Raw genomic sequence first — 22,054 nt, forward strand, 5'->3', positions numbered from 1 at the left:
TCCTATGCCCATAATTGCCAGGCCCTGTGCACGGCTTCGCGCAATCGTCGCCGGGCGGTTTTTTGTCCCTTCAGCTTAAACTCGTCACAGAGTGTCGGCCAGTCGCATTTGTCCACGATCCGCCGGGCCAGCAGCTGCCGGTCAGTCGGATCCAGCCGGGCGGCACATTCCGGGCTGGCGAACAGTCGGGTGATCAGCTTTTCGAGGGGCCAGGCACAGACCTCGTAACCGCGCAGTCCGTGGACAAAGGAGTCGATGTCCTCGCGATCGGCCCGGGTCAATGTTGTCTGCGGTTGAGCCGGGTCTGAAGGTTGCAATCGGGTCGCCAGGGCCGGTTCCAGATCCCGCAAGGGACCGGCCCGCAAGCTTGGCCAGTGCTGCTCGAAACGCTCCCGGGCGCGAGCGAACACCGTCTGCCCGGCCGGACTCAGGGGCTTGAGCACCAGCGCCGAATGCCGACCGCTGGTGTGTTCGCGGGTCAGCCCGAGGCGCACCGGCATCACCCCGGCCCGCTGCCAGAACGGCAGCAATTCGGCGCCGGCGCTGAAACTGGCGCCGACGGCATCGAGTTCCGCCTCGGCCTCGAGCTGCGCGATGAGACCCTGCAACAGGGTGCTGCCCAGGCCACGACGCTGCAGGGCCGGATGCACCCCGATGCGCATGATGCGGACATAACGATAACGGGCGGCATCGGGCACACCGGCGTGAAAGGCGAGGCTCTGGGCCAGCAGATGGCCCGGCGGGCGGCGCCGGCCCCGATAGATTGCCTCGGTGGTGGATGCATCAAAGCCGCCTTCGTTGGCCAGTACTGCGACCGCGACCGGCTGCCCGTCATACGCCAGGGCGAACAGACGCATCCCCGGGGCATCCAGCAAACGTTGTAGATCCGCCGGTCGCGTCCGGTAATGGGCCAGGACCAGCAGGCCGAACAGCTGCCGCAGCCGCGCCGGCGAACGGATCAGCGTCGCCCGATCCAGCTCGACAAACACGCAGTTCGACGGCGTGACCTTGTCCATCTCGGCAGGAGGGGCGGCCTCGGTATCCAGCAGCAGGGCATGAAACACAAACTGCTCCAGGGGATCGGCTTCCTGTGCACCGCCGGCCCGCCAGCGGATCGGCTCGTTCAGACGCAACGCCTCCCAACCCGGGGCAAGGCGATCGAGCGTGGGCCCGAAGCGCAGGGCGAAGCCGCGCCCGGTCCCCTCATAGCCGTGCACCGTGGTGGCAAAAGCCAGCCGCGGATAGCAGGTCAGTAACCGCTCCAGCACCGGCAGCGGCAGGGCGGCCGCCTCGTCAATCAGCAGCAGATCGAGCGGCGGTTGTTGCGCCAGCAGGGCGTCGGCGGCCATGAACTGTAAAAAGCCGCCGGCGTATTGCAGACGGTTGCGACGGTTTTCGGTCCGGGGCAGCAGCTCACCGGCCCGCTCGAACAGCGCGGCACTGGCCTGCGGGCGCGGGGCGCAGACCGCGATCCGAAATCCGGGCTGTTGTTCGAGCAAGCGGGCCGCGGCGATCCCCAGCGCGGCCGATTTGCCCCGACCGCGGTCGGAGGTGATGACCAGCGGGCGGGCTTCGCCGCGAGTGCCCAGCGCAATCAATGCCGCTACCGCCCGTTGCTGATCCGCACTGCGGCAGGGCGCCACCGCTTGACGCGGGGCGGCGGGCCGATAGGGATGGTGACTGGCCCGGATCCGATCCGGCTCCTGCAGCAGCATCAGCGCCGGATCCTGTTCGATCGCCTTCACCAGGTGGCGAACAAAACGCGAGGGAGCGGCGGCATACGGGTTGGCCGTCGGCTCTGCGGGCCAGTCGGCCAGCGGTGGGGTCAGCATCAGCAACAATCCGCCGCCGGCCAGTGTGCCGCTGGCGGCGCCAAAGGCGTCGGCCTCGATACCGGCGTGGAAGTCAAAAATCAGCAGCTGGCGCTCCTGGCCGAGCAGTTGATCGGCCTTGATCAAGGCCGTCTGTTCGGGGCCTTCGGGGGCGTGAGTGAGCCATAACCGGCTTTCGGGCTCGTGGACGCGCCAAAACGGCTCGGCCAGGGCCCGGCCCCAGGCGGGATCGCCGGCGGCCACTATCAGCGCACGCTGGTCGGCACGGCGGGCCTGTTGCTGCAGCGCTTCGATGGCGGCGACCAGGCTTGCGGAGGCGGGATCAGTGGTGGGTGGCATTGTCGTGGTCAGGATTCAGGCGGTTGAGGGTCCGGCCGGCCATACTACACGAGGATCGGGGGCGGGCGGCAGGTTGGCCGGAGACTCGGCGCGGATCATAGTTTGGGTGTTCAGGGTTGAAATATTAGAAATCACTAATATACTATCGCTACACTTCTAACCGGAGAGTGGTATGTACTGGAACATCAAGGAAATCGATGCCCCCGACCTGGCCGAATGGTATGACCGCAAGGCGGAAGGCTTTCGCGTGATCGACGTTCGTGAAATGAACGAGATCAGCCGCGGAACCGTGCCGGGTGCCGATCCCATGCCCATGGCAACCGTGCCGGTGCGGCTCAACGAACTGGACAAGCACAAGGATCTGGTGGTGGTTTGTCGCAGCGGCGCCCGTTCGGCCCAGGTCTGTATGTACCTGCAGCAGCAGGGGTTTGAGCGTGTGTATAACCTGCGTGGCGGGATGATTGCCTGGGCCTCCAGCGGACAGCAGGTCGCCCTGCCCCGCGCCGTCTGATCGGATTCGTTTGCCCCGGCTACCCCTCCCCGGCTGAAGCCGGTCAGGAGGAATTTCTCAAGTATTTTCAGGAATATGCCGTTATAACTTCAACACGTTTGATAACGGACCTGTTCCTGCTGTGATAACAACAAAATCCTCTCAAGTGGTTCGACCGTGGTTGTGCTCGCTTCTCTGCGGGCAGGGCTGGCTGGTCCCGGTATTATTGATCGGCGTGCTGGCTCTGGTCAGCCGCTACAATTTTCTGCTTTTTCACACCCTGGCCGAGCTGTTCGCCATTACGGTAGCCGTCGTGCTGGCGATGGTGGCCTGGTATACCTACGACTTTTCGCGTAACCACTTTCTCATGTATCTGGGGATCGGGTATCTCTGGATCGGCATTCTGGATCTCATGCATACCCTGAGCTTCAGGGGGATGGGGGTACTGGATTTTGATGCCGGTAACGCCAGTATCCAGTTCTGGGTTATTGCCCGCTATCTGGAAGCGATCCTGCTGCTGAGTGCGCCGCTGTTTTTCAACTTCCGGGTACCGAAGCTGGCGCTGATGCTGCTGTTCGGCGGTGGCAGCGCCATGTGGAAAAAACCATCAGCAAAATATTCAATCGTATGGCCAGTCCTGTCTATGTGGAAGACCGGGAATTTATCATAACCGGCAGCATCGGCGTTGCGGGTTATCCCGATGACGGTATTTCCACCGATACCCTGTTGAGCAACGCGGATGCGGCCATGTATCTGGCCAAGCAGGTCGGAAAGAACACCTACCGGTTTTATACCGAGGGCATGAACGAGCGGGCTGCCGAGCGACTGGCCATGGAGTCTCGTCTGCGTCGGGCTTTGCCGAAAAATGAGTTGTATATCGCCTATCAGCCCAAAGTGGATCTGAAAAGCGGATACATCACCGGTGCCGAGGCGTTATTGCGCTGGGAAAACGACGAGCTGGGAGCTGTTTCGCCAGCCGAGTTTATTCCTCTGGCGGAAGAGAGCGGTCAGATTCTGGAGATTGGCGAATGGGTCCTGCGTCAGGTGTGTCATGATTTGCATACCCTGGATAAAAACGGTTTCGGTGATGAGCGCATTGCCGTCAATATTTCCTCGCGCCAGATCCGGCGTGAGGATTTTGCCCGGCAATTGACCGGCATACTTCGGGAATACAAGGTCGAACCGACTCGCCTGAAGATCGAAATCACCGAATCGCTGTTGCTAAGCGAAGACAGCCATACTATCGAGGTGTTGCAGGCGTTGCGGCGGATGGGTGTGGAACTGTCTCTGGATGATTTCGGTACCGGCTATTCCTCGTTGAGTTATCTGAAACGCTTTCCTTTCACCGAGATCAAGATCGATCGCAGTTTTATTCGTGATATCGAGTCCGATCACAGCGACAAGCAACTGTGCCAGGCGATTATCGCTATGGCAACGAGTCTCAAACTCAAGGTGGTCGGCGAGGGTGTTGAAAATCACGGGCAGCTCGATTTTTTACGAAATTATGGCGCGCACAGCGGTCAGGGCTTTTTATTCAGCAAGCCGGTGCGGATTGATGAATTTATCACCCTGATCGAGCGAGGGCCTTTTCCGCTTTCGGCCTGAGGGCTGTCATGTGTAGCCGGCTCTATCTATAATAGAGTCTGGTTTGAGCTGATTATCTTCCCATAAACCGGCAGTTCTTATGAGTGATTCCGACAATACCTTCGCCCAGGCGCGCAGAGATAATGATGAGCGATTGCTTGGTCAACTCGACACCTTGCGCAACGGCGAGGATATGCAGATTCTGGAGCCCTTTGCGCGCGCCTATCTTGGCATGTTTTACGAGATCGATGACGGGCTTGCCCCGGCGGACAAGATGGCGATACTGGCCAATCGCGAGGTGAGCGACGCGGTGCTGGCGGGATTTGTTGCCGCCTTGCAACGCGATGATATTCCCCCGCCGTATGAAATCGGTGGCCGCCTGGCTAAAGATGAAAGCATTCCCGGTGGTTACGTGGTGCTCGCCGGCATGGATCGGCTGATGCAAATTGACCCTGAACAGGTTAAACAGTTGCCGGCTTCGATACTGCAATCGGCGCTCTGCTTTCATTTCGCCAATCAGACTTTGCAGCGTGATGAATGGTTTGACAAGTTACTGGCTGATACCGCCGTATCGGCACCGGCACTCAACGGTTTCTGGCAGGGGCTGATAAATAATAATGCGCAAATGTTGCCGGGACTGCGGAAGGTTCTGGCCGATTCTGAATACGCCGATCTGAATCGGGAAATATTATTGCCGGTACTGATTCACTGGCAAAGCTGCAAGATGAAAACGTTCAAGGAGTTGATTTTTGCTGCGTTGCGTTATGCGGAGAATGAAGAGTTGCTACAAGCGGCACGGGATCTGATTAATGATCCGAATGGCATCAAGGAAGAGAATAAACGCCTGTACTGGCTGGCAACAGCGTTTTTGCTGTCACCGGAAGAGTTTGCTCAGGATCTCTCCACATATATAGGCCGCGAGAAACAGAAAGTACTGCCGTTACTGGATTTTATGATGAGAGTCAGTGACCGGGATGCCGAGACCGGCATTGAAATCTCGCCGATTATGGAAGCCCAGTTATTGCGTATTATCGCGCCGATCTTTCCGCCACAGGAACATTCTTATGGTCACCTGGGCGGTATTGATGTCAACTCACGCAATGTCATGCGCCTGTTCCACAGACTGGCCACCGACACCCGTCCCGAGGCCGCCGAGGCGCTTAAATGGTTGCGCAAGGCGCGGGTCATGAGAATCTACAGCAATGTTCTCAAGCACGCCGAGCAGCTTCAGAACAAAATCCGCAGTGAGGAGAATTACCCGGTGCCGGATTTTGCCTCATACCTTGAAGGACTGGAGAACAGCAACGACCTTGTTCAGCGTCGTAACCGCTTCGACCTTAAATAGCGTTTTTCAGCACCACTGGAAATAACGAAGAGTGCGGATCCCCAGTAGTTGGTGCTGTGTAAATTACGCGGAGGTCGCAAAGACGCGGAGAACGCAAAGAAGTGATTTTATAAAAATGCTTGCCGTTATTGTTGTGACTGACTGTAAGGCAACGCCCATTTGAAAGCTCGTTGTCAAAATTTACCTTGCGTCCTTTTCTCCTCCGCACCCAAATAACGGGCATAAACGTTCTTTGCGTTGCTTCCTGTATATTGAATAAGAGGAAAAGATTTACCTCACCCACCTGGGTCGGTAAGATTGTTCGCTTTTGAGAAGTCCTCACGCCAGACGGGGGTGAGCTGAGATGTGGAGAGAGCGTAATGCGATACGTGACAGGCCTGATACTGATGATTCTCATGCAGATAGCCGGGGCGCATGATGAGCCACAAATCGCGAAAGAATTGTGGTGGAGTGAGGCGTGGTGGAACGAGGGGGTGATCGAGGCGCCGCGCAATTACGACGTCGTGGTTGAAGAGCACAACTATGAAAGCGACGGGGTCACGATCCCCGCCATGCTGGCGCGACCGAAACAGGCCGGCAAGTTTCCGGCGGTGTTGTTCCAGCACGGTCGGCGCGGGCTGGATGAGCTGATCCGGCGTCACGTCAGGCGCCTGGCGGCCCGGGGTTTTGTGGTGCTGGCGCCGGACATTTATCAGGCCCATTTTATCGGCACTCACCCGATCGAACACGATTATGTACTGGAGAAGGACGTCAATCAGGGTGTCGACGCCCTGCTGTCGCGCCAGGACATCAGCAGTGACCGGATCTGTCTTTATTCCCATACCCGGGGCGGGTATTACACCCTGAAGGTGGCCACCACGTTCGGGCGTCAGAAGTCGGACGTGGCCTGTTATGTTTCCTATTATCCGCACCTGCAGGATCCCAATGCCCCGGAGCCGCTGCAGGTCTACGGGTTTGCCGAGGAAGTCGATCAGCTGGAAATCCCCGTGCTGGTCTTTATCGGCGAGGAGGAGCAGTACCAGCGCCGGCGGGTCATCGAAAGCAGCATTGAATCCCTGCAGGAAGCCGACAAGCCGGCCCGGCTGATTGTCTATCCGGGCGTCGGGCGGGGTTTCGACTTTCGCCCGGAAAGTGTGCGGACCTTTGCCGACGATCTCGCCTCGAAGGACGCCATCCAGCGTGCGGCCGATTTCATGCGCCGGCACCTGGGCGTCAACTAGCCTGCGGCCGGGAGGGGGATGGGATCACCGACGACACCGAACAGTCACCGAAAACACCGAAAGGTGACATGTCAGTCGTTCAGTGGGTCGCAGCCTGATTCGGTGTCTTCAGTGGCCCTCGGTGTATTCGGTGGTCTACTGTTCTGCCCCCTCGGGCAGCATCCTGGTGGGAGGAGGCCACGGATCAGGGCGATGAGGTGAACATTTTTTGCTCCGATTACGTTAGAATTGGCAGTTATGAATATGAAATACAAAACCGACGATCTGCGGATTACCGCGCTCAAGGAGGTCATTCCGCCGGTGCAGCTGCATGGCGACTGTCCGATGACCGATGCCGCCTCAAAGCTTATCTTCGAGACCCGCACCGCGATCCATAATATTCTGCGCGGTCGCGACGATCGCATTCTGGTGATCATTGGACCCTGCTCGGTGCATGATCCGGAAGCCGCGGTCGAATACGCCGGGCGCCTGAAGGCGATGCGCGAAGAGCTGGGCGAGGATTTGCTGATTGTTATGCGGGTCTATTTCGAGAAGCCACGCACCACCGTCGGCTGGAAAGGGCTGATCAATGATCCGGATCTGGATGAGAGTTTCAACATCAACAAGGGACTGCACCTGGCGCGCACGCTACTACTGGATGTGAACAACCTGGGCGTGCCGGCCGGAACCGAATTTCTGGATTTGATTACGCCGCAGTATATTGCGGATCTGGTCAGCTGGGGCGCGATCGGTGCGCGCACGACAGAAAGCCAGGTTCATCGTGAGCTGGCCTCCGGGCTCTCCTCGCCGGTCGGCTTCAAAAACGGCACGGATGGGACGCTCAAGATCGCCATCGATGCGATTCGCGCCGCCAGTCAGCCACACAATTTCCTGTCACTGACCAAGGCGGGCCATTCGGCCATTTTCGCCACTACCGGCAATGAAGACTGTCATATTATTCTGCGCGGCGGCAAACAGCCCAATTACGATACCGCCAGTATCGACGCGGCCTGCCAGGAACTGCGTGAAGCCGGGCTGGAAGAGAAGGTGATGATCGACTTCAGCCACGCCAACAGTCAGAAGCAGCATATGCGGCAACTGGATGTGGCTCGCGATGTCGCCGGGCAAATCGCCGCCGGTGATCAGCGTATTATGGGCGCGATGATTGAAAGCCATCTGATTGGCGGGCGCCAGGATGTCGAGGATGACAAATCACTGGTTTATGGGCAGAGCATCACCGACGCCTGTATCGGCTGGGAGGAGAGCGAGGAACTGCTCAGGGAACTGGCCAGTGCGGTGCGTCAGCGGCGCAAGCATAAAGCAGCCTGAAAACTCAGTACTCAGTACTCAGTTTTCCAGCCATCCGAGCAGCTCGTCAAACGGCATGGCGTCGGCGTAATAACTTCCCTGTCCCTGATCGCAGCCGAGCTCGCGTAATATTTCGGCGATCTGCCGGTTTTCCACGCCCTCGCCCACCACCGTGAGCCCAAGATTGTGGGCCAAATCGATGATTGCCCGCACCATGGAAGAATCACTGGGCTTCTGGTGTATAGACTTGATAAAGCTCTTATCGATCTTTACCTCGCCAAGCGGCAATTGCTTGAGGTAGGTCATCGAAGAATAGCCGGTTCCAAAGTCGTCAATCGATAAAATGACCCCGAGTTCGTGCAGGCGGTGCAAGGTATGCAGTGCCCGTTTGTGATTGACCATCATGGCTGTTTCGGTAATTTCAAGCGTGATGCGGGAAGGTTCGACCCTGTACTTGTCAATCAGGCTCTGCAGGTAGTCGACAAGTTCGAGATCCTGAAGATTCCACATGGACAGGTTGATAGCGATATTCAATGACTTTCCCTGGTCCTGTAATTGCCGACTGCGTTTGAGCGCCTGTTCCATGACCCAGTAGGTCAGTTGATTGATCAGGCCGGTATTTTCGGCAATATGAATAAAACGGCTGGTGGCTATATAGCCATGATCCGGATGTTCCCAGCGTGCCAGCGCCTCCAGGCTGACAGTCTGGCCACTCTCAAGGTTGACCTTGGGCTGGAAATACAACTTGATATTTTTATTCTCCAGATCAGTGCGCAAATCACTGACCAGCTTGAGTTGTTCAAGCGTGCTGGTCTTGTGTGTTTCATCATAGATTGTGATATCGGTGCCGATACGTTTGGCCGCGTACATGGCCATTTCGCCATGGCGAATCAGGTTGATGGCATCCAGGGCATGTTCAGGATAAAAGGCCACGCCGATACTTGCCCCTAAATAGAACTTATGCCCCTCGATTTCGTAACCTTCGCTCAATGCTTCCTGTATCCGGGTTGTGGCTGCAAGAACCGACTCCTCCGATACCCCGTCAAGCAGAATGGCGAACTCATTGCTGACAATGCGCGCAAGAATATCATTCTCACGAATTACATCATGTAACCGTTCGGCAATCAGGCGAAGCAGGGCGTCGCCGGCATAATGGCCGAGCGTATCATTGATCTCCTTGAGGCGTTTGATATCAATAATCAGCAGAGCAATACACTCACCTTCGGACAGGGGACGCTGCAGGCGTAATTCGGTCTGATCGACCAGGGAGGTGCGATTGAGCAGGCCGGTCAGGCTGTCATGTAATGTCTGGTATTCCAGTTCACGACGCTGTTGGTCGAGACGCTGGTATAGCGAACCCAGGATCATCGCGCACCAGAAAGCCAGCCACAACAGAATCAGACTGGCGATAGCAAGCGGAATTCCGGCACTTTTTAAAAACGGGATGAAGCCGCTTTTTTGCACCTGACGTAATATATAGAGAGTAAGTTCGCTATCGGGAACCGATTGTCTTGACCATAGAAGATAGAGATTCCCGAGCTCGGTGCGACCGGTATTGTCGCTGCTGTTCGGTAACGACCGGGTCAGCCCTGCCGCCATCTCTTTTGGCAGGGTGTTGAAGATAACGGCCTGCTGCCGGTCGACGATAAAAAGGTTATAGGCAAGAACCTGTTGACGAGATTGAAGGTTCTGCAATAGCTCCCGGGCTTTGTCCGGATCGCTTCCCCCGAGAATTGTGGCCAGTTGCGCGGCATTGTCCACGGTGGACTTTGTTAATTCCTCAATCCGGGTTTGGTGCGCAGTCTGATAAGTGATATAACCAAACAGGGTGATACCAAGCAGTGAGATGCCGATAAAGCCGAGAAATAATTTTCTGCCCATATTCATGACAGGTTGTTTTTGTCCTTACCTTGTTCTGATGTTAGCCGGACTATAGAGCGGGCAGAATGCGGTCAGCGCCGAGGCCAGATTGAGAATTCCAAGCAGCCCCGGAAGCAGATTGATCATAGCATTGCCGACAAGCTGCGGTGTGATGAATCCGACATAGATCAAAATCAGACCGGCAATCATACGCAAAAACCGATCGAGATAGCCCATATCGGGGGAGAAGCGTGTCGCCATAACCGATGCCTCGCCATTGCCGAAGGGGCCATTCTAGCGCGCTGAGTGCACAATGATAGTGGGAAATTCTGTTTGACAGGGATCAGTCATCCGGGCATTTCCGGGTACCTGCTGTTGTGGTGGGCGAGGAGAGCACTCGCCGGTGTTTAAAGTAACCATTGGCAGCCGCAAATCAAATCTGCTATATACATAAAAATTATTGGGTGAATTTATCGGGCTGGCCATTGCCCGGGATGAAAACAAGATCGTGGGATTTACGGGGCTGATTACCGTCTTTTAGGGGGTTGGGGAGCTGTGCATATTGCGCTGGTGGAAGATGATCCGGCAATGCTGGAACTACTTGTCTTGTGGCTGGAGGAAGCCGGCCATGACTGCTCCTGTTACCGGGAAGGCCTGGAGTTTATTCGCCAGGCCAGCCACAAGAACTTCGATGTGGTCCTGCTGGACTGGCTGTTACCAAATTTCTCCGGTGAGCAAATTCTCTCGCGGCTGAAGCATCAGGCGGAATGGGATACTCCCATCGTATTTGTCACTGCCCGCGATTCCGAAGAAGATATGGTCAGGATGCTTAACCAGGGCGCAGATGATTATCTGGTCAAGCCGATACACCGGCCGGTGCTGTTGGCGAGAATCAATGCAGTGACCCGCCGCTCGCACAAGCCCGGTGCACAGGATGTATTCACGCTGAACGAGTTCAGGGTCGACCAGGAATCACGCTTGATCACCCGCGATGATGAGCCGATCAAGCTGACCGAAAAAGAGTTCAAGCTGGTGACGTTGCTGTTCCAGAATGTCGGCCGGCTGCTGTCACGCGACTACATCCTCTCCTCGGTCTGGGGCTATGATGCCAGCCTGAATACCCGCACCGTGGATACCCACGTGAGCCGCATACGTAAGAAACTCGAACTGTTTCCCGAGCGGGGCTGGCGGTTGAGCTCCATCTACCACCAGGGCTACCGCTTGGAACAGATTCCGCCCGACGAGCAGGATTCCGCCGCCGGCTGAGAGGCCCGTTATCACGGTATCGGTGGCGTTATCGCCGGGGATCGGCCATACGGGACCACCGAAGTCACCGAATGTGAATCATGACACCTGACGGAATATTTTCAAGATAATCAGTGAGTTCAGTGTGTTCGGTGGTTTTCGCCACTGCCACCCCGGGCCGGTACTTGCCACAGTGGGGTAATCTCGCCCGGAACCGAAATATCTTGCCTGTTTTTCGTCCAGTTCCCGTATAATGCGCCCTTTTTGCCGACCCCGTTGGAGAACTTTTGTGATCGAGAATCTGCGTAACATTGCCATTATTGCCCACGTTGACCATGGCAAGACCACCCTGGTGGACAAGCTGCTGGGCCAGTCCGGGACGTTGGAGAGCCGGGGGGAGGCGCAGGAGCGGATCATGGACTCCAACGATCTGGAAAAAGAGCGCGGCATCACCATCCTGGCCAAGAACACCGCCATCAAGTGGGGGGATTATCGCATTAACATCGTCGACACCCCCGGCCATGCCGATTTTGGCGGCGAGGTGGAGCGGGTGCTGTCGATGGTCGACTCGGTGTTGCTGCTGGTGGACGCGGTGGACGGGCCCATGCCCCAGACCCGCTTCGTCACCGAGAAGGCCCTGGCCCGCGGTCTCAAGCCGATCGTGGTCATTAACAAGATCGACCGCCCCGGCGCCCGTCCCGACTGGGTGCTGGATCAGACCTTCGATCTGTTCGACCGTCTGGGCGCTTCCGATGAGCAGCTCGATTTCCCGGTGGTCTACGCCTCGGCGCTGAACGGCTATGCCGGGCTGGAGTCCGAGGTGCGCGACGGTGATATGACCCCATTGTTCCAGGCCATCGTCGATCGGGTCAATTATCCCGACGTGGACCCCGATGCGCCGCTGCAGATGCAGATCAGCCAGCTCGACTACAACAGCTATGTCGGTGTCATCGGTATCGGCCGCATCACCCGTGGCAAGCTGCGCACCAACACCAACGTGGTCATCATCGATCGTCATGGCAAACGGCGTAACGGCCGGGTTCAGCAGGTGCTGGGCTTTCTGGGTCTGGAACGCCTTGAAGTGCCGGAGGCCGAGGCCGGTGACATTGTTGCCATCACCGGCATCGACGGTATGAATATCTCCGATACCCTGTGTGATCCGGCCAATGTCGAGGCGTTGCCGGCCCTGCTGGTGGACGAGCCGACCGTGAGCGTGATGTTCGTGGTCAACAACTCGCCCTTTGCCGGGCAGGACGGCAAGTTTGTCACCTCGCGCCAGATCCAGGAGCGCCTGGAGCGGGAGTTGATTCACAATGTCGCCCTGCGCGTCGAGCCGACCGGGGATCCGGACAAGTTCCGGGTCTCCGGGCGCGGCGAACTGCATTTGTCGATCCTGATCGAGAACATGCGCCGCGAAGGGTACGAGCTGGGCGTCTCCCGTCCCGAGGTGATCTATCGCGAGGTGGACGGCCAGCGTCATGAGCCTTACGAGCAGCTGACCGTGGACGTGGAAGAGCAGCACCAGGGCGGGGTGATGGAAAAACTCGGCCAGCGCGGTGCCGAGCTGACCAACATGGCCCCCGACGGCAAGGGCCGGGTGCGGCTCGACTTTATTATTCCTTCGCGCGGGCTGATCGGTTTTCGTACCGAGTTTCTCACCGCCACCCAGGGCACCGGCCTGCTCTACAGCGTGTTCGATCATTATGGGCCGTTACGCACAGGCGATTTCGGCCAGCGCAACAACGGCGTGCTGATCGCCAACGCCAACGGCAAGGCGCTCGCCTATGCGCTGTATAACCTGCAGGAGCGCGGGCGGATGTTCATCGGTCACGGGACGGATGTGTACGAAGGCATGATCATCGGCATCCACTCGCGCGACAACGATCTGGTGGTCAACCCGCTCAAGGCCAAGCAGCTCACGAACGTGCGTGCCGCCGGGACGGACGAGAATATCGTACTCACTCCGCCGATCAAGCTCACCCTGGAGCAGGCACTGGAGTTCATTGACGACGATGAACTGGTGGAAGTGACACCGCACCATATTCGCCTGCGCAAGAAGTTCCTCAAGGAGCACGAGCGCAAGAAGGCAGCACGCGCCAGCTGAAGTCGGCCCAGGCCCGCCTTGGCCGGGGCAAAAAACGGATCCTCGCCTTGGCGTGCTCTGCATAAAGGCTTTATGATGGATACCCATCAATAAAAAGCAGGCAGCACAAGGAGGCGGTCATGGTTGGTAAAAAGAATATCGTTTTCGGTTTTATCTATCTGGTCTTTACCGCGGCACTGGGTCTCGTCATGGTCGACAAGTACGAGGCCTATGGCGCGGCCGTGCAGGAAAAACAGTCCTCGGTCGGCCGCCTGCAACAGCTGCAGACCAATGATTTCGAAGAGATGCTGGAGCCGTTGAGTGGCGAGGAGATCGCCAGGGCCAATACGGCAGGGGTGCTGTCGCTTAACAAGCTGTTTAACATGGAAAGTGAAATCGACGCTATCAAAGGCGGTGCGCACGCTCACGGTAACCTCGAGTCGTTACTGAATATCGTGGTCGGGATTGTGCTCGGTTTTCTGGCGGTGAATGTCATCTTCAAGCAGGTGATCAGCTGGATCTTCATTGCCGGCGCGTTGCTGCACTCGGGCATGCTCTATCTGGGCACGGTCTTCGGTCTGGGCTGGGCCAACACAATACTGAATACCGGTATTGGCCCGTTTCTGATCCTGATCGGTCTGGCACTGGCCGGCATTGCCGCCGCCATAGGTTTTCGGGGCGAACCGGTGAAGGACTAGGACGGGCGAGTGGAGACCCTGTATCCGGCGATCAAGCCCTATGTGACTCACAGCTTTGCCGTCGAGGCGCCGCATGTCCTGCATGTTGAGGAGTGCGGCAGCCCCGAAGGTATTCCGGTGCTGTTCGTCCACGGCGGCCCGGGTGCCGGCTGTGAGCCCTATCATCGCCAGTTCTTCGATCCTGAAAAGTACCACATCATCCTGTTCGATCAACGCGGGGCGGGGCATTCCACCCCGCACGCGTCGCTGGAGAACAACACCACCCAGGCTCTGCTGGCGGATATGGAGGCACTGCGCGAGTATCTGGATATCGAACAGTGGGTGCTGTTCGGAGGATCCTGGGGCTCCACCCTGTCACTGGTGTATGCTGAAAGCCACCCCGAGCGGGTACTGGGGCTGATCCTGCGGGGTATCTTCTTGTGCCGGCCAGAGGAGATCCACTGGTTTTATCAGTACGGCGCGCATCGGATCTTTCCGGACTACTGGGAAGAGTATCTGCGGCCGATCCCATCAGAAGAGCGCGAAGACATGGTGCAGGCCTATTACCAGCGCCTGATTGGCGATGACGAGATCGCCCGCCTGACGGCTGCCAAGGCCTGGTCGTTGTGGGAGGGTCGCGCCGCCACGCTGCGACCCAGTAAAGGGGTGCTGAATCACTTTGGGGATACACATACTGCGCTCAGTCTGGCCCGCATCGAAGCGCATTACTTCAGCCACAATGCTTTCCTGACGGACAACCAGATCCTCAATGAGGCGCCCCGCCTTGCGCAGATTCCCGGTCACATCGTGCAGGGCCGTTACGACATGATCTGTCCGCTGGAAAACGCCTGGCAACTGCACAGGGCCTGGCCACGGGCAGAGTTGTCCATCATTTCCGATGCCGGTCATTCGGCCACGGAACCGGGTACAGTGGATGCCCTGATCCGGGCCACGCGGCGCATGGCCAACGAACTCGGTCGAAGATGATCGCACTGATCCAGCGGGTCAGCCGGGCCAGTGTCACGGTTTCGCAAACGGTCGTCGGTGAGATCGGTCCAGGCCTGCTGGCGCTGATCGGTGTCGAACAGGGCGACGACGAGCTCCAGGTGACGCGTCTGCTGGAACGGCTGCTGGGGTATCGGGTATTTGCCGACGTCGAAGGTAAAATGAATCTGGGCTTGCGCGACGCCGGCGGCGGTCTGTTGCTGGTGCCGCAATTTACGCTGGCGGCGGACACCCGCAAGGGGATGCGCCCGAGTTTCAGCCGGGCAGCCCCGCCCGCCGAAGGCGAGCGGCTGTTCGGGCTAATGCTGGCGCAGGCCGGGCAACGGCATCGGCCGGTTGCCAGCGGACGCTTCGGTGCCGATATGCAGGTCAGTCTGGTCAATGACGGGCCGGTGACATTCTGGCTGCAGGTGCCACCCAATCCCGCGTAGGAGCGGCTGTGCCGCGATGCAATTATCTGGTGAAACGCAATGTCAAGATTGTTAATGGTACTGGCTGTATCTTTGCTGTTGGTTGCTTGTGAGCAACAGTCAGCGCCAACAGGGCAGATTTATCCCTGGCAAATCGAGTCGTTGCCCAACGGCGGCAGCCGGGTATTCGGCATCGAGTTCAACCGCACTACACTGGCAGAGGCCCGCGATATCCTTGGCTCGCGTCATGATGAGGGTCTGTTCGAAAATCGTGATGGCAGTATGTCGCTGGAGATCTATTTTAACGAAGTCACGCTCGGTGGTATTAGCGGCAAGTATATTTTGACTCTTGATGCGGATGAGGCGCAATTACAGGCTCTTAAGGAGCGCGCAGGCAATAGCCGGACCGTGGACAGCGGCGCCCGGCGCTATCGACCCTCAGCGGCCGATCGCGAATTACTGTACGACATGACGATCAGCGGACTCGGCTACATTCCCTATGTGAATCTGGATGAAGAGATGATTCGCCGGCGGTTCGGGACACCCGCCGAGATTATCCGCATCAGTGATGACAAACAGCATTTTTTGTATCCGGACAAAGGGCTGGACTTGCTGTTAGATGAAGACGGCAAGGAGCTTTTGCAATATGTGGCGCCGCGGGATTTTCAGCGTCTTCAGTCCCCCCTGCTCAGGCAGTTCGATTCCTGAAAAGAATTGATCACCGCCTGCAGCGTATCGTGGCTGACTGGCTTGGCCAGGAAGTGATCCATTCCGGCAGCCAGGCAGTTGCTGCGATCCTCCGTCGTGGCATTGGCGGTCAGGGCGATAATCGGCACGTGTCGCCCGGCAGGTTCCTGCTTGCGCCAGGCACGACTTACCTCGATGCCGTTGAGCGCCGGCATGCGCATATCCATCAATACCAGGTCATAGTGGTTTTGTATCAGCATTTGCAGTGCCTGATCGCCATCGGTGACATGGGTGACATCATGCCCGTCCATGCGCAGGAAGGTTGTGATGACTTTGGCGTTAATTTCACTGTCCTCGGCGAGCAGGACATGCAGAGCGGTTTTTTCCGTAGCGATGTTCTGCGTGGTCTGTTCACCGGTCGGGGCGCTCTCCTGGTTATCAGCTGCGGGCAGCGGCAGGCCAAACCAGAAACAGGTACCCTTTCCGGGGGCGCTGTCGACGCCCATTCTCCCGCTCATGGCATGGACCAGATTAAAGGAGATAGTAGTACCCAGACCGGTGCCGGACTTTTGCGCCGGATGATCGTCGTGGCATTGATAGAAGGGATTGAAAATATATGCCAGTTTGTTCTTTTCGATCCCGATACCGGTATCGCGGACCTCGAAATGGACCAGATAAATATCGTCCTGTCTGTTGCGCTGTGAAACGTTAATGGTGACGTTGCCCTTTTCCGTATACTTTATGGCGTTGCTTATCAGGTTGAGCAGGATCTGGCGCAGGCGATTGGGATCGCCGACAAAATAGCGCGGCAACGATTTGTCGATATGGCAGTTTATTTCGATTCCTTTCTCGGCGGCGGGAGGAGCAAAGATATTGGTGACCCCCCGGCACACGGCTTGCAGATCAAAACGGGTTTGCTGGAAGACATATTTCCCAGCCTCGATCTTTGACAGATCGAGCACATCATTGATGATTGAGTGCAGGGTGGTGGAGGCCTCCTTTAAATTGGTAACATACTCCCGCTGTTTGTTGTCGAGATCGGTTTTATCCAGCAGTTCGGTCATACCGATGATGCCGCTCATGGGCGTGCGGATTTCATGACTCATGGTGGCGAGAAATTCGCTCTTGGCCCGGTTGGCCTTGTCCGCTTCAGAGCGGGCGGATTTGATGCGATTAATCATGACATTGAGGTAGAAAGGGAGAGCCAGGAGGAAAACGACATAGGCAATCGCGTCGATATAATGGGAGTACCAGGTGTCGGTATAGATCAGGATTAGCAAAAAAGCGACGACACTCGCCGCGGTCGCCGCGAACAGCTCCCAGCGCCCGTAACGTACCCCATAACCGATATAAATCCAGGGGTAGAACAGGAAATAAGGGCTGAACGGGCCGGCATCGGTGATGATCATGGCGGTGCTGATAGCGGAAATATCCAGCGGAATGGTCACGTAGGGCCGGATTTTCGAATCGGGGTAAATAAATACACTGATCAGAACCGCGATGGTATAGATCAGAAAAATCGCGGCAAAAAGAAAATATTCTTCATGGTTGTCCGGATAGTAGCCGGTATGAATGCCGGCGCCGATATGACTGAAGGCGAACATCCAGATGATCAGCCGGGCGACGGCCTGACTGAAGTCCGGATTGGACCACATCCGGGTGGTTTTCAGATAATCGAGAAAATTCCGGGTTTGTTCTTGTATCATAGGTCATTCCCTGGGGGCTTCCCCACGACAACTATGCAAAATATAATCGCGCCAGTATGACTGGCATCCTGTTACAGTTTCAACACAAAATTAATGGTATTTCGAGATGTCCGTCAAGCAAACCATCCCGGTCAAACTGACCCCCGAGAACAAATGCAGCTTTTGCCCCGGTACCAAGTGTTGTAATTACATCACCCAGGAGATCGATACCCCGCGCTCCAAGGATGATTTTGATCATCTTCTCTGGCAGCTGGCCCATGCGAATATTCAGGCCTACAAGGACGAGGACGGCTGGTTTCTGGTGGTGATGACCCGCTGCAACCATCTGCAAAACGATGGCAACTGTGGTATCTACGAAACCCGGCCGCAGGTCTGCCGGGACTACAGTAACGATTACTGCGAATTCGACGCCCCGGCCGAAGAGGGGTTTGAATACTATTTTCAGAGCTACAAGGAGCTCGACGATTACTGCCGCAAGCGCTTCAAGAACTGGGACAAACGGTTTAAATAATAGTTCTCAGTTCTCAGTTCTCAGTTCTCAGTTCTGAGTGCTGAGCCGGTAGGCCGGACTGAGCAACGCGGTGTCCGGCACCCCGACGATTGCCCGATACCGCTGCGCTATATCGGGCCTACAAGTCGGTAGGTCGGACTGAGCAACGCGGTGTCCGGCAATCCGACTCTTCTCCGGGTTTCTGGAAGTAACGCAAAGGACGTTTATGCCCGTTGTGTGGGTGCAAAGACGCCAAGAACGTTTATACCCGTTGTTTGGGTGCAGAGAAGTAATTTGATGAAATCAACTGCTGCCAAAGTCGTGGGATGTATCGCAGGAGTGCTTCCTGAGCAGATTTCTGGATAAATAATTTAACTTTGCGTTCTCTGCATCCAAACAACGGGCATAAACGCCTCCGCGTTCTCTGCGTTAATTTCCAGGGCAACAGAGAAAGGGCGCATCGCTGTTACCCGGGCATGATTTCACTGAAGCAGCGCACCGCGTCGAACTCTTCCACATCCTTGGGGGGAAGCTGGCTGTCCGGGTGTTTTACCGCCAGTAGATGACCAATCCCGTATTCACGGGCCGAGCGCAGTACCGGCAGGCTGTCGTCGATGAGCAGGGTGCGGGCGTTGTCGTATGGCAGCCGTGCGTGCAGCCGATGCCAGAAGTCCTGCTCCTCCTTGGGAATGCCGAACTCGTGAGAGCAAACAACGTGCTCGATATGATTGTGCAGGGCGGTGCGTTCGAACTTGAGTTCCATACTTTTTGGATGGGCATTGGTGACCAGAACACGGGTTTTGCCATGCAGTAGCAGCTGGTCGAGAAATTCCGTCACATAGGGATGGATGGCGATCAGGTGATCGATCTCCGTCTTGAGGGCGGCGATGTCCATTCCCAGGGTCTCACTCCAGTAATCGACACAGTACCAGTTGAGCGTACCCTCGATACGACGAAAAACCGGGTAGAGCGCCTGCTTGGCGGCGTCCAGTTCCATGGCGTGCTGCTGGGCATAGCGGCGCGGCACATGCTCGGTCCAGAAATAGGTGTCAAAATTCAGGTCCAGCAGGGTGCCGTCCATATCCAGCAAAACAGTGTCAATATTATTCCAGTCAAGCATCGGCTATCGGGGTCGGATTTGTGGCGGCTAACGTACCGGATTGTGCAATTTTGATCTAGGCTTATCGCATAGGGCAGCATGTTGGAGGCGGTCTTTATGAATAGCTACGGCAAAATTCTTCTGGCCGGTCTGCTGTTACTGGCCGGTGGCTCGGTAGCGAGTCAGGAGCTGTCCCAGGAGGAGCTGGAGCGCTGGTTTGAGAGCGATGATCCCCATCCGCCGGGTCAGTCGGCGGCGAATGTCAATGAAGGTAGTCTGGTTTTTCTTCCCCAGCCCCCCGGCAAGCCGGTGCACCATCACCACAACAAGCTGGTGATCAGCGAATTGAGCCTGGCGACCGGATGGGTCCGGTTGCAACAGTGCCATGACAACATGGATGAGTTCAGTCGGGTCCAGGTCCTGTTCAAAAAGGGACGCATTCGGGATCTGACGATTACCCGCGCCGAAAATATCAGTGAAAGCTGGGTGGAGGGAAATAGCGTCCAGTTGCGCGATGTGCAGGCCGGGGCGCAGCTGTGTGTCTCCGCCTGGACCCGGGCGCTGGAAAGTCGCGACGGGGGGCGGTTTACCATGCAAAACGGTCCGTTCATGCGCAAGTTTCTGGATGGCTATTACCCCATGCGGGTCAGCATGGATATCGACTATAGCGGTACCGGTCTGCAACTGGTTTCGGTATCACCCCAACAACAGCGTGGGTTCGAGGTCGATGAACGCTCCGAGGGTATCAATGTCAATGCCTGGTTCGAAGGACGTCTGAATACCGAATTGATGTTCCGGGCGGCGGTTAACTGAATCGATCGCGGTGCACTTTGTGGCTGCCTAACAGGCCGGCAGGGTGGCGAGTTTGTCAAGTATCGGACGCTGTTGCGCGGCAATGGGTGCGTGGAGTTGTCCGGGGAATACTGGCACAATACGCGCCTGCATTCGGCCACCCAGGTGTATCGTGCACCCATGAGTCACCAGCAACTGAAAACCCTCATCGATCCGGTGAAACGGATCGCCTATGAAGCCGGCCGGCGAATCATGGTGATCTACGATCTGGGTTTCTCGGTCGAGCAGAAGCACGACAGCACGCCGCTGACCGAAGCTGATATGGCGGCCCATGAGGCGGTCGAAGCCGGCCTGAGAGCGTTGACCCCGCAGTTGCCGATTCTCTCCGAGGAGTCAAAGCCGATGAGCTTTGCCGAACGGGCCAGCTGGCCGACTTACTGGCTGGTGGACCCGCTGGACGGGACCCGCGAGTTCATCAAGCGCAACGGCGAGTTTACCGTGAATATTGCGCTGATCGACGACCACGAGCCGATCCTCGGCGTGGTGTATGCACCGGTGATCGGCAGTCTCTATTACGCCGCCCACGGACTGGGCGCCTACAAGCGCAGCGGCCTGGATGAGCCGCAACGCATCCGGGTAAGGGAACATTGCCCTGACAAGATGATCATCGCCGGCAGCCGTTCGCACCAGACGCCCGAGTTCAAGAACTTCATCGCCCAGCTCGACAATTATGAAATTATCAGCATGGGCAGCGCGCTCAAATCCTGCCTGGTGGCCGAGGGGACGGCCGATCTGTATGCCCGTCTCGGGCCGACTTCGGAATGGGACACCGCGGCGGCGCAGTGTATTGTGGAGGAGGCTGGCGGCTGCATGACCGATACCCGGATGCAGCCGCTGCGTTACAACACCAAAGAAGAGCTGCTAAACCCCCACTTCCTGGTCTTCGGCGATCAGTCGATCAACTGGGCCGAATACCTTCAGTGATAATCGCGGGTGTCGTACACTGCCATGATGGCTTTGAGTTCCGCTAACAAATACTCTTGTTCGGACGGACTTAAACTGGCCAGTTCGGGTACATCGTCACCGGCTTCCATCTGTTCAATTACCTCGCGCACCGCCGTACATCCCTGATTGCACAGGTGATCGAGATACTGGCTGAGCTTGGGGTCATCGATGGTCATGGGCCTGAACGGGCTCTGGTTTCATTCGTATGAAAATTGATTTCGGTGCGCTGCGTAGGCACGAGCGTTATAGATGCGTGGTACTGGTCCGGCCACAGGTATCAGAATTACCGGCAAGACGTATCGGATGAAAGGGCCCGTGATGCAGTGTCTAGTCACTAGTACCTAGCTCCTAGTTACTGGAAAAGATGGTGGCCGGGGACAGAATCGAACTGCCGACACGGGGATTTTCAATCCCCTGCTCTACCGACTGAGCTACCCGGCCTATATATCAGTGACGAGTTACGAGGGACGAGTAACGAGTAAAAACCGGGTTGTGCCACAGTTCGGGTTCGGGGAAGAACGCTATTGCCGTGCCTCGTCCCTCGTTACTCGGCCCTTGGCCCTTACGTACGTACGGGCAAGAGTCGCGTATTTAACGTGAAAAGCGACCCCGGCGTCAAGTCGAATCAGGCGGAGGGCGGGACGTAGCCTTCGGGGGTGTCGGCGCCTTCACCGAAGAGGAACTGTTCCATTTGCGCTTCCAGCATTTTACGGTGCTCGGGATCCATGGGGCTGAGGCGGTATTCGTTGATCAGCATGGTCTGATGCTGGATCCACATCTGCCAGGCTTCCTTGGAGACATTCTCGAAAATACGCTTGCCCAGTTCGCCCGGATAGGGGGGCATGTCGAGCCCTTCGGCTTCTTTGTCGAGTTTTGCGCAGTGCACCATACGGGCCAT

General features: G+C 57.1%; 22 protein-coding genes and 1 tRNA gene. 15 read left to right on the plus strand and 8 right to left on the minus strand.

Going from position 1 to position 22,054, the window contains the following annotated elements:
• Positions 1-2: 2 nt before the first annotated feature.
• Positions 3-2,171, minus strand: coding sequence for a tRNA(Met) cytidine acetyltransferase TmcA (locus tag U5J94_RS00275; RefSeq protein WP_322563645.1), 2,169 nt, complete (start codon positions 2,169-2,171; stop codon positions 3-5).
• Positions 2,172-2,343: 172 nt separating this feature from the next.
• Between U5J94_RS00275 and U5J94_RS00280 the strand changes: the two genes are divergently transcribed.
• The 6 genes from U5J94_RS00280 to aroG all read left to right on the plus strand — a co-directional run bounded on the left by U5J94_RS00280 (position 2,344) and on the right by aroG (position 8,118).
• Positions 2,344-2,682, plus strand: a complete 339-nt coding sequence (locus U5J94_RS00280) for a rhodanese-like domain-containing protein (RefSeq protein WP_322563646.1) — start codon at positions 2,344-2,346, stop codon at positions 2,680-2,682.
• Positions 2,683-2,842: 160 nt separating this feature from the next.
• A complete protein-coding gene (locus U5J94_RS00285) occupies positions 2,843-3,331 on the plus strand; it encodes an MASE3 domain-containing protein (protein WP_322563647.1) in 489 nt (162 codons plus the stop codon).
• The gene (locus U5J94_RS00290) at positions 3,289-4,266 is read left to right on the plus strand and encodes a GGDEF domain-containing phosphodiesterase (RefSeq protein ID WP_322563648.1); all 978 of its coding nucleotides are present in this window, start codon (positions 3,289-3,291) and stop codon (positions 4,264-4,266) included. Before U5J94_RS00285 ends, U5J94_RS00290 begins: the two co-directional genes overlap by 43 nt.
• Positions 4,267-4,345: 79 nt before the next feature.
• Positions 4,346-5,590, plus strand: coding sequence for a hypothetical protein (locus U5J94_RS00295; protein ID WP_322563649.1), 1,245 nt, complete (start codon positions 4,346-4,348; stop codon positions 5,588-5,590).
• A 359-nt stretch (positions 5,591-5,949) separates the two neighbouring features.
• Positions 5,950-6,810, plus strand: coding sequence for a dienelactone hydrolase family protein (locus tag U5J94_RS00300; RefSeq protein ID WP_322563650.1), 861 nt, complete (start codon positions 5,950-5,952; stop codon positions 6,808-6,810).
• Positions 6,811-7,047: 237 nt separating this feature from the next.
• Positions 7,048-8,118, plus strand: a complete 1,071-nt coding sequence (gene aroG / locus U5J94_RS00305) for a 3-deoxy-7-phosphoheptulonate synthase AroG (RefSeq protein WP_416224130.1) — start codon at positions 7,048-7,050, stop codon at positions 8,116-8,118.
• An 18-nt stretch (positions 8,119-8,136) separates the two neighbouring features.
• On the opposite strand, the gene U5J94_RS00310 is transcribed toward aroG, so the two are convergent.
• Both U5J94_RS00310 and U5J94_RS00315 read right to left on the minus strand, forming a co-directional pair.
• Entirely contained in the window at positions 8,137-9,978 is a 1,842-nt protein-coding gene (locus U5J94_RS00310) for a bifunctional diguanylate cyclase/phosphodiesterase (RefSeq protein WP_322563652.1), read from the minus strand.
• Positions 9,979-10,002: 24 nt separating this feature from the next.
• On the minus strand, positions 10,003-10,218 hold the full coding sequence (locus U5J94_RS00315; RefSeq protein WP_322563653.1) for a DUF2892 domain-containing protein: 216 nt from the start codon (positions 10,216-10,218) through the stop codon (positions 10,003-10,005).
• A gap of 294 nt (positions 10,219-10,512) precedes the next feature.
• Here U5J94_RS00315 and U5J94_RS00320 point away from each other — a divergent pair, with 294 nt between their 5' ends.
• From U5J94_RS00320 to U5J94_RS00345, 6 genes are all read left to right on the plus strand, one after another.
• Complete coding sequence (locus U5J94_RS00320; RefSeq protein ID WP_322563654.1) at positions 10,513-11,223, plus strand: response regulator transcription factor; 711 nt, start codon at positions 10,513-10,515, stop codon at positions 11,221-11,223.
• A 268-nt stretch (positions 11,224-11,491) separates the two neighbouring features.
• A complete protein-coding gene (gene typA, locus U5J94_RS00325; protein WP_322563655.1) occupies positions 11,492-13,306 on the plus strand; it encodes a translational GTPase TypA in 1,815 nt (604 codons plus the stop codon).
• A 119-nt stretch (positions 13,307-13,425) separates the two neighbouring features.
• On the plus strand, positions 13,426-13,983 hold the full coding sequence (locus tag U5J94_RS00330; RefSeq protein WP_322563656.1) for a hypothetical protein: 558 nt from the start codon (positions 13,426-13,428) through the stop codon (positions 13,981-13,983).
• Positions 13,984-13,992: 9 nt separating this feature from the next.
• Complete coding sequence (gene pip / locus U5J94_RS00335) at positions 13,993-14,949, plus strand: prolyl aminopeptidase (protein WP_322563657.1); 957 nt, start codon at positions 13,993-13,995, stop codon at positions 14,947-14,949.
• On the plus strand, positions 14,946-15,398 hold the full coding sequence (dtd, locus tag U5J94_RS00340; protein ID WP_322563658.1) for a D-aminoacyl-tRNA deacylase: 453 nt from the start codon (positions 14,946-14,948) through the stop codon (positions 15,396-15,398). Before pip ends, dtd begins: the two co-directional genes overlap by 4 nt.
• Before the next feature lie 39 nt (positions 15,399-15,437).
• Positions 15,438-16,085 carry a hypothetical protein gene (locus tag U5J94_RS00345; protein WP_322563659.1) on the plus strand — a complete coding sequence of 216 codons (648 nt, stop codon included), beginning with the start codon at positions 15,438-15,440 and terminating at the stop codon, positions 16,083-16,085.
• Here U5J94_RS00345 and U5J94_RS00350 read toward each other — a convergent pair.
• A complete protein-coding gene (locus U5J94_RS00350) occupies positions 16,052-17,770 on the minus strand; it encodes an ATP-binding protein (protein ID WP_322563660.1) in 1,719 nt (572 codons plus the stop codon). The two genes, U5J94_RS00345 and U5J94_RS00350, sit on opposite strands and share 34 nt — an antisense overlap.
• 106 nt (positions 17,771-17,876) lie before the next feature.
• Here U5J94_RS00350 and U5J94_RS00355 point away from each other — a divergent pair, with 106 nt between their 5' ends.
• Entirely contained in the window at positions 17,877-18,281 is a 405-nt protein-coding gene (locus U5J94_RS00355; protein WP_322563661.1) for a YkgJ family cysteine cluster protein, read from the plus strand.
• A 445-nt stretch (positions 18,282-18,726) separates the two neighbouring features.
• On the opposite strand, the gene yrfG is transcribed toward U5J94_RS00355, so the two are convergent.
• Entirely contained in the window at positions 18,727-19,380 is a 654-nt protein-coding gene (yrfG, locus tag U5J94_RS00360; RefSeq protein ID WP_322563662.1) for a GMP/IMP nucleotidase, read from the minus strand.
• 96 nt (positions 19,381-19,476) lie between these two features.
• Between yrfG and U5J94_RS00365 the strand changes: the two genes are divergently transcribed.
• Positions 19,477-20,172, plus strand: coding sequence for a hypothetical protein (locus U5J94_RS00365; RefSeq protein WP_322563663.1), 696 nt, complete (start codon positions 19,477-19,479; stop codon positions 20,170-20,172).
• A gap of 159 nt (positions 20,173-20,331) precedes the next feature.
• Positions 20,332-21,135, plus strand: coding sequence for a 3'(2'),5'-bisphosphate nucleotidase CysQ (gene cysQ / locus U5J94_RS00370; protein WP_322563664.1), 804 nt, complete (start codon positions 20,332-20,334; stop codon positions 21,133-21,135).
• Here the strand turns inward: cysQ and U5J94_RS00375 are convergent.
• The 3 genes from U5J94_RS00375 to U5J94_RS00385 form a co-directional block, all read right to left on the minus strand.
• The gene (locus U5J94_RS00375; RefSeq protein WP_322563665.1) at positions 21,129-21,332 is read right to left on the minus strand and encodes a hypothetical protein; all 204 of its coding nucleotides are present in this window, start codon (positions 21,330-21,332) and stop codon (positions 21,129-21,131) included. The genes cysQ and U5J94_RS00375 overlap by 7 nt on opposite strands.
• A gap of 189 nt (positions 21,333-21,521) precedes the next feature.
• Positions 21,522-21,597: transfer RNA gene (locus U5J94_RS00380), tRNA-Phe, on the minus strand.
• A 184-nt stretch (positions 21,598-21,781) separates the two neighbouring features.
• On the minus strand, positions 21,782-22,054 hold the full coding sequence (locus U5J94_RS00385; RefSeq protein ID WP_322563666.1) for an oxidative damage protection protein: 273 nt from the start codon (positions 22,052-22,054) through the stop codon (positions 21,782-21,784).

Source organism: Thiohalophilus sp., assembly GCF_034522235.1.
Classification (GTDB): domain Bacteria; phylum Pseudomonadota; class Gammaproteobacteria; order UBA6429; family Thiohalophilaceae; genus Thiohalophilus.

Coding starts and splice junctions, on each gene's coding strand:
- U5J94_RS00275 (WP_322563645.1), bottom strand. CDS start 2,171: ATGCCACCCACCACTGATCCCGCCTCCGCAAGCCTGGTCGCCGCCATC.
- U5J94_RS00280 (WP_322563646.1), top strand. CDS start 2,344: ATGTACTGGAACATCAAGGAAATCGATGCCCCCGACCTGGCCGAATGG.
- U5J94_RS00290 (WP_322563648.1), top strand. CDS start 3,289: ATGGCCAGTCCTGTCTATGTGGAAGACCGGGAATTTATCATAACCGGC.
- U5J94_RS00295 (WP_322563649.1), top strand. CDS start 4,346: ATGAGTGATTCCGACAATACCTTCGCCCAGGCGCGCAGAGATAATGAT.
- U5J94_RS00300 (WP_322563650.1), top strand. CDS start 5,950: ATGCGATACGTGACAGGCCTGATACTGATGATTCTCATGCAGATAGCC.
- aroG (WP_416224130.1), top strand. CDS start 7,048: ATGAATATGAAATACAAAACCGACGATCTGCGGATTACCGCGCTCAAG.
- U5J94_RS00310 (WP_322563652.1), bottom strand. CDS start 9,978: ATGGGCAGAAAATTATTTCTCGGCTTTATCGGCATCTCACTGCTTGGT.
- U5J94_RS00315 (WP_322563653.1), bottom strand. CDS start 10,218: ATGGCGACACGCTTCTCCCCCGATATGGGCTATCTCGATCGGTTTTTG.
- U5J94_RS00330 (WP_322563656.1), top strand. CDS start 13,426: ATGGTTGGTAAAAAGAATATCGTTTTCGGTTTTATCTATCTGGTCTTT.
- dtd (WP_322563658.1), top strand. CDS start 14,946: ATGATCGCACTGATCCAGCGGGTCAGCCGGGCCAGTGTCACGGTTTCG.
- U5J94_RS00345 (WP_322563659.1), top strand. CDS start 15,438: ATGTCAAGATTGTTAATGGTACTGGCTGTATCTTTGCTGTTGGTTGCT.
- U5J94_RS00350 (WP_322563660.1), bottom strand. CDS start 17,770: ATGATACAAGAACAAACCCGGAATTTTCTCGATTATCTGAAAACCACC.
- U5J94_RS00355 (WP_322563661.1), top strand. CDS start 17,877: ATGTCCGTCAAGCAAACCATCCCGGTCAAACTGACCCCCGAGAACAAA.
- yrfG (WP_322563662.1), bottom strand. CDS start 19,380: ATGCTTGACTGGAATAATATTGACACTGTTTTGCTGGATATGGACGGC.
- U5J94_RS00365 (WP_322563663.1), top strand. CDS start 19,477: ATGAATAGCTACGGCAAAATTCTTCTGGCCGGTCTGCTGTTACTGGCC.
- cysQ (WP_322563664.1), top strand. CDS start 20,332: ATGAGTCACCAGCAACTGAAAACCCTCATCGATCCGGTGAAACGGATC.
- U5J94_RS00375 (WP_322563665.1), bottom strand. CDS start 21,332: ATGACCATCGATGACCCCAAGCTCAGCCAGTATCTCGATCACCTGTGC.
- U5J94_RS00385 (WP_322563666.1), bottom strand. CDS start 22,054: ATGGCCCGTATGGTGCACTGCGCAAAACTCGACAAAGAAGCCGAAGGG.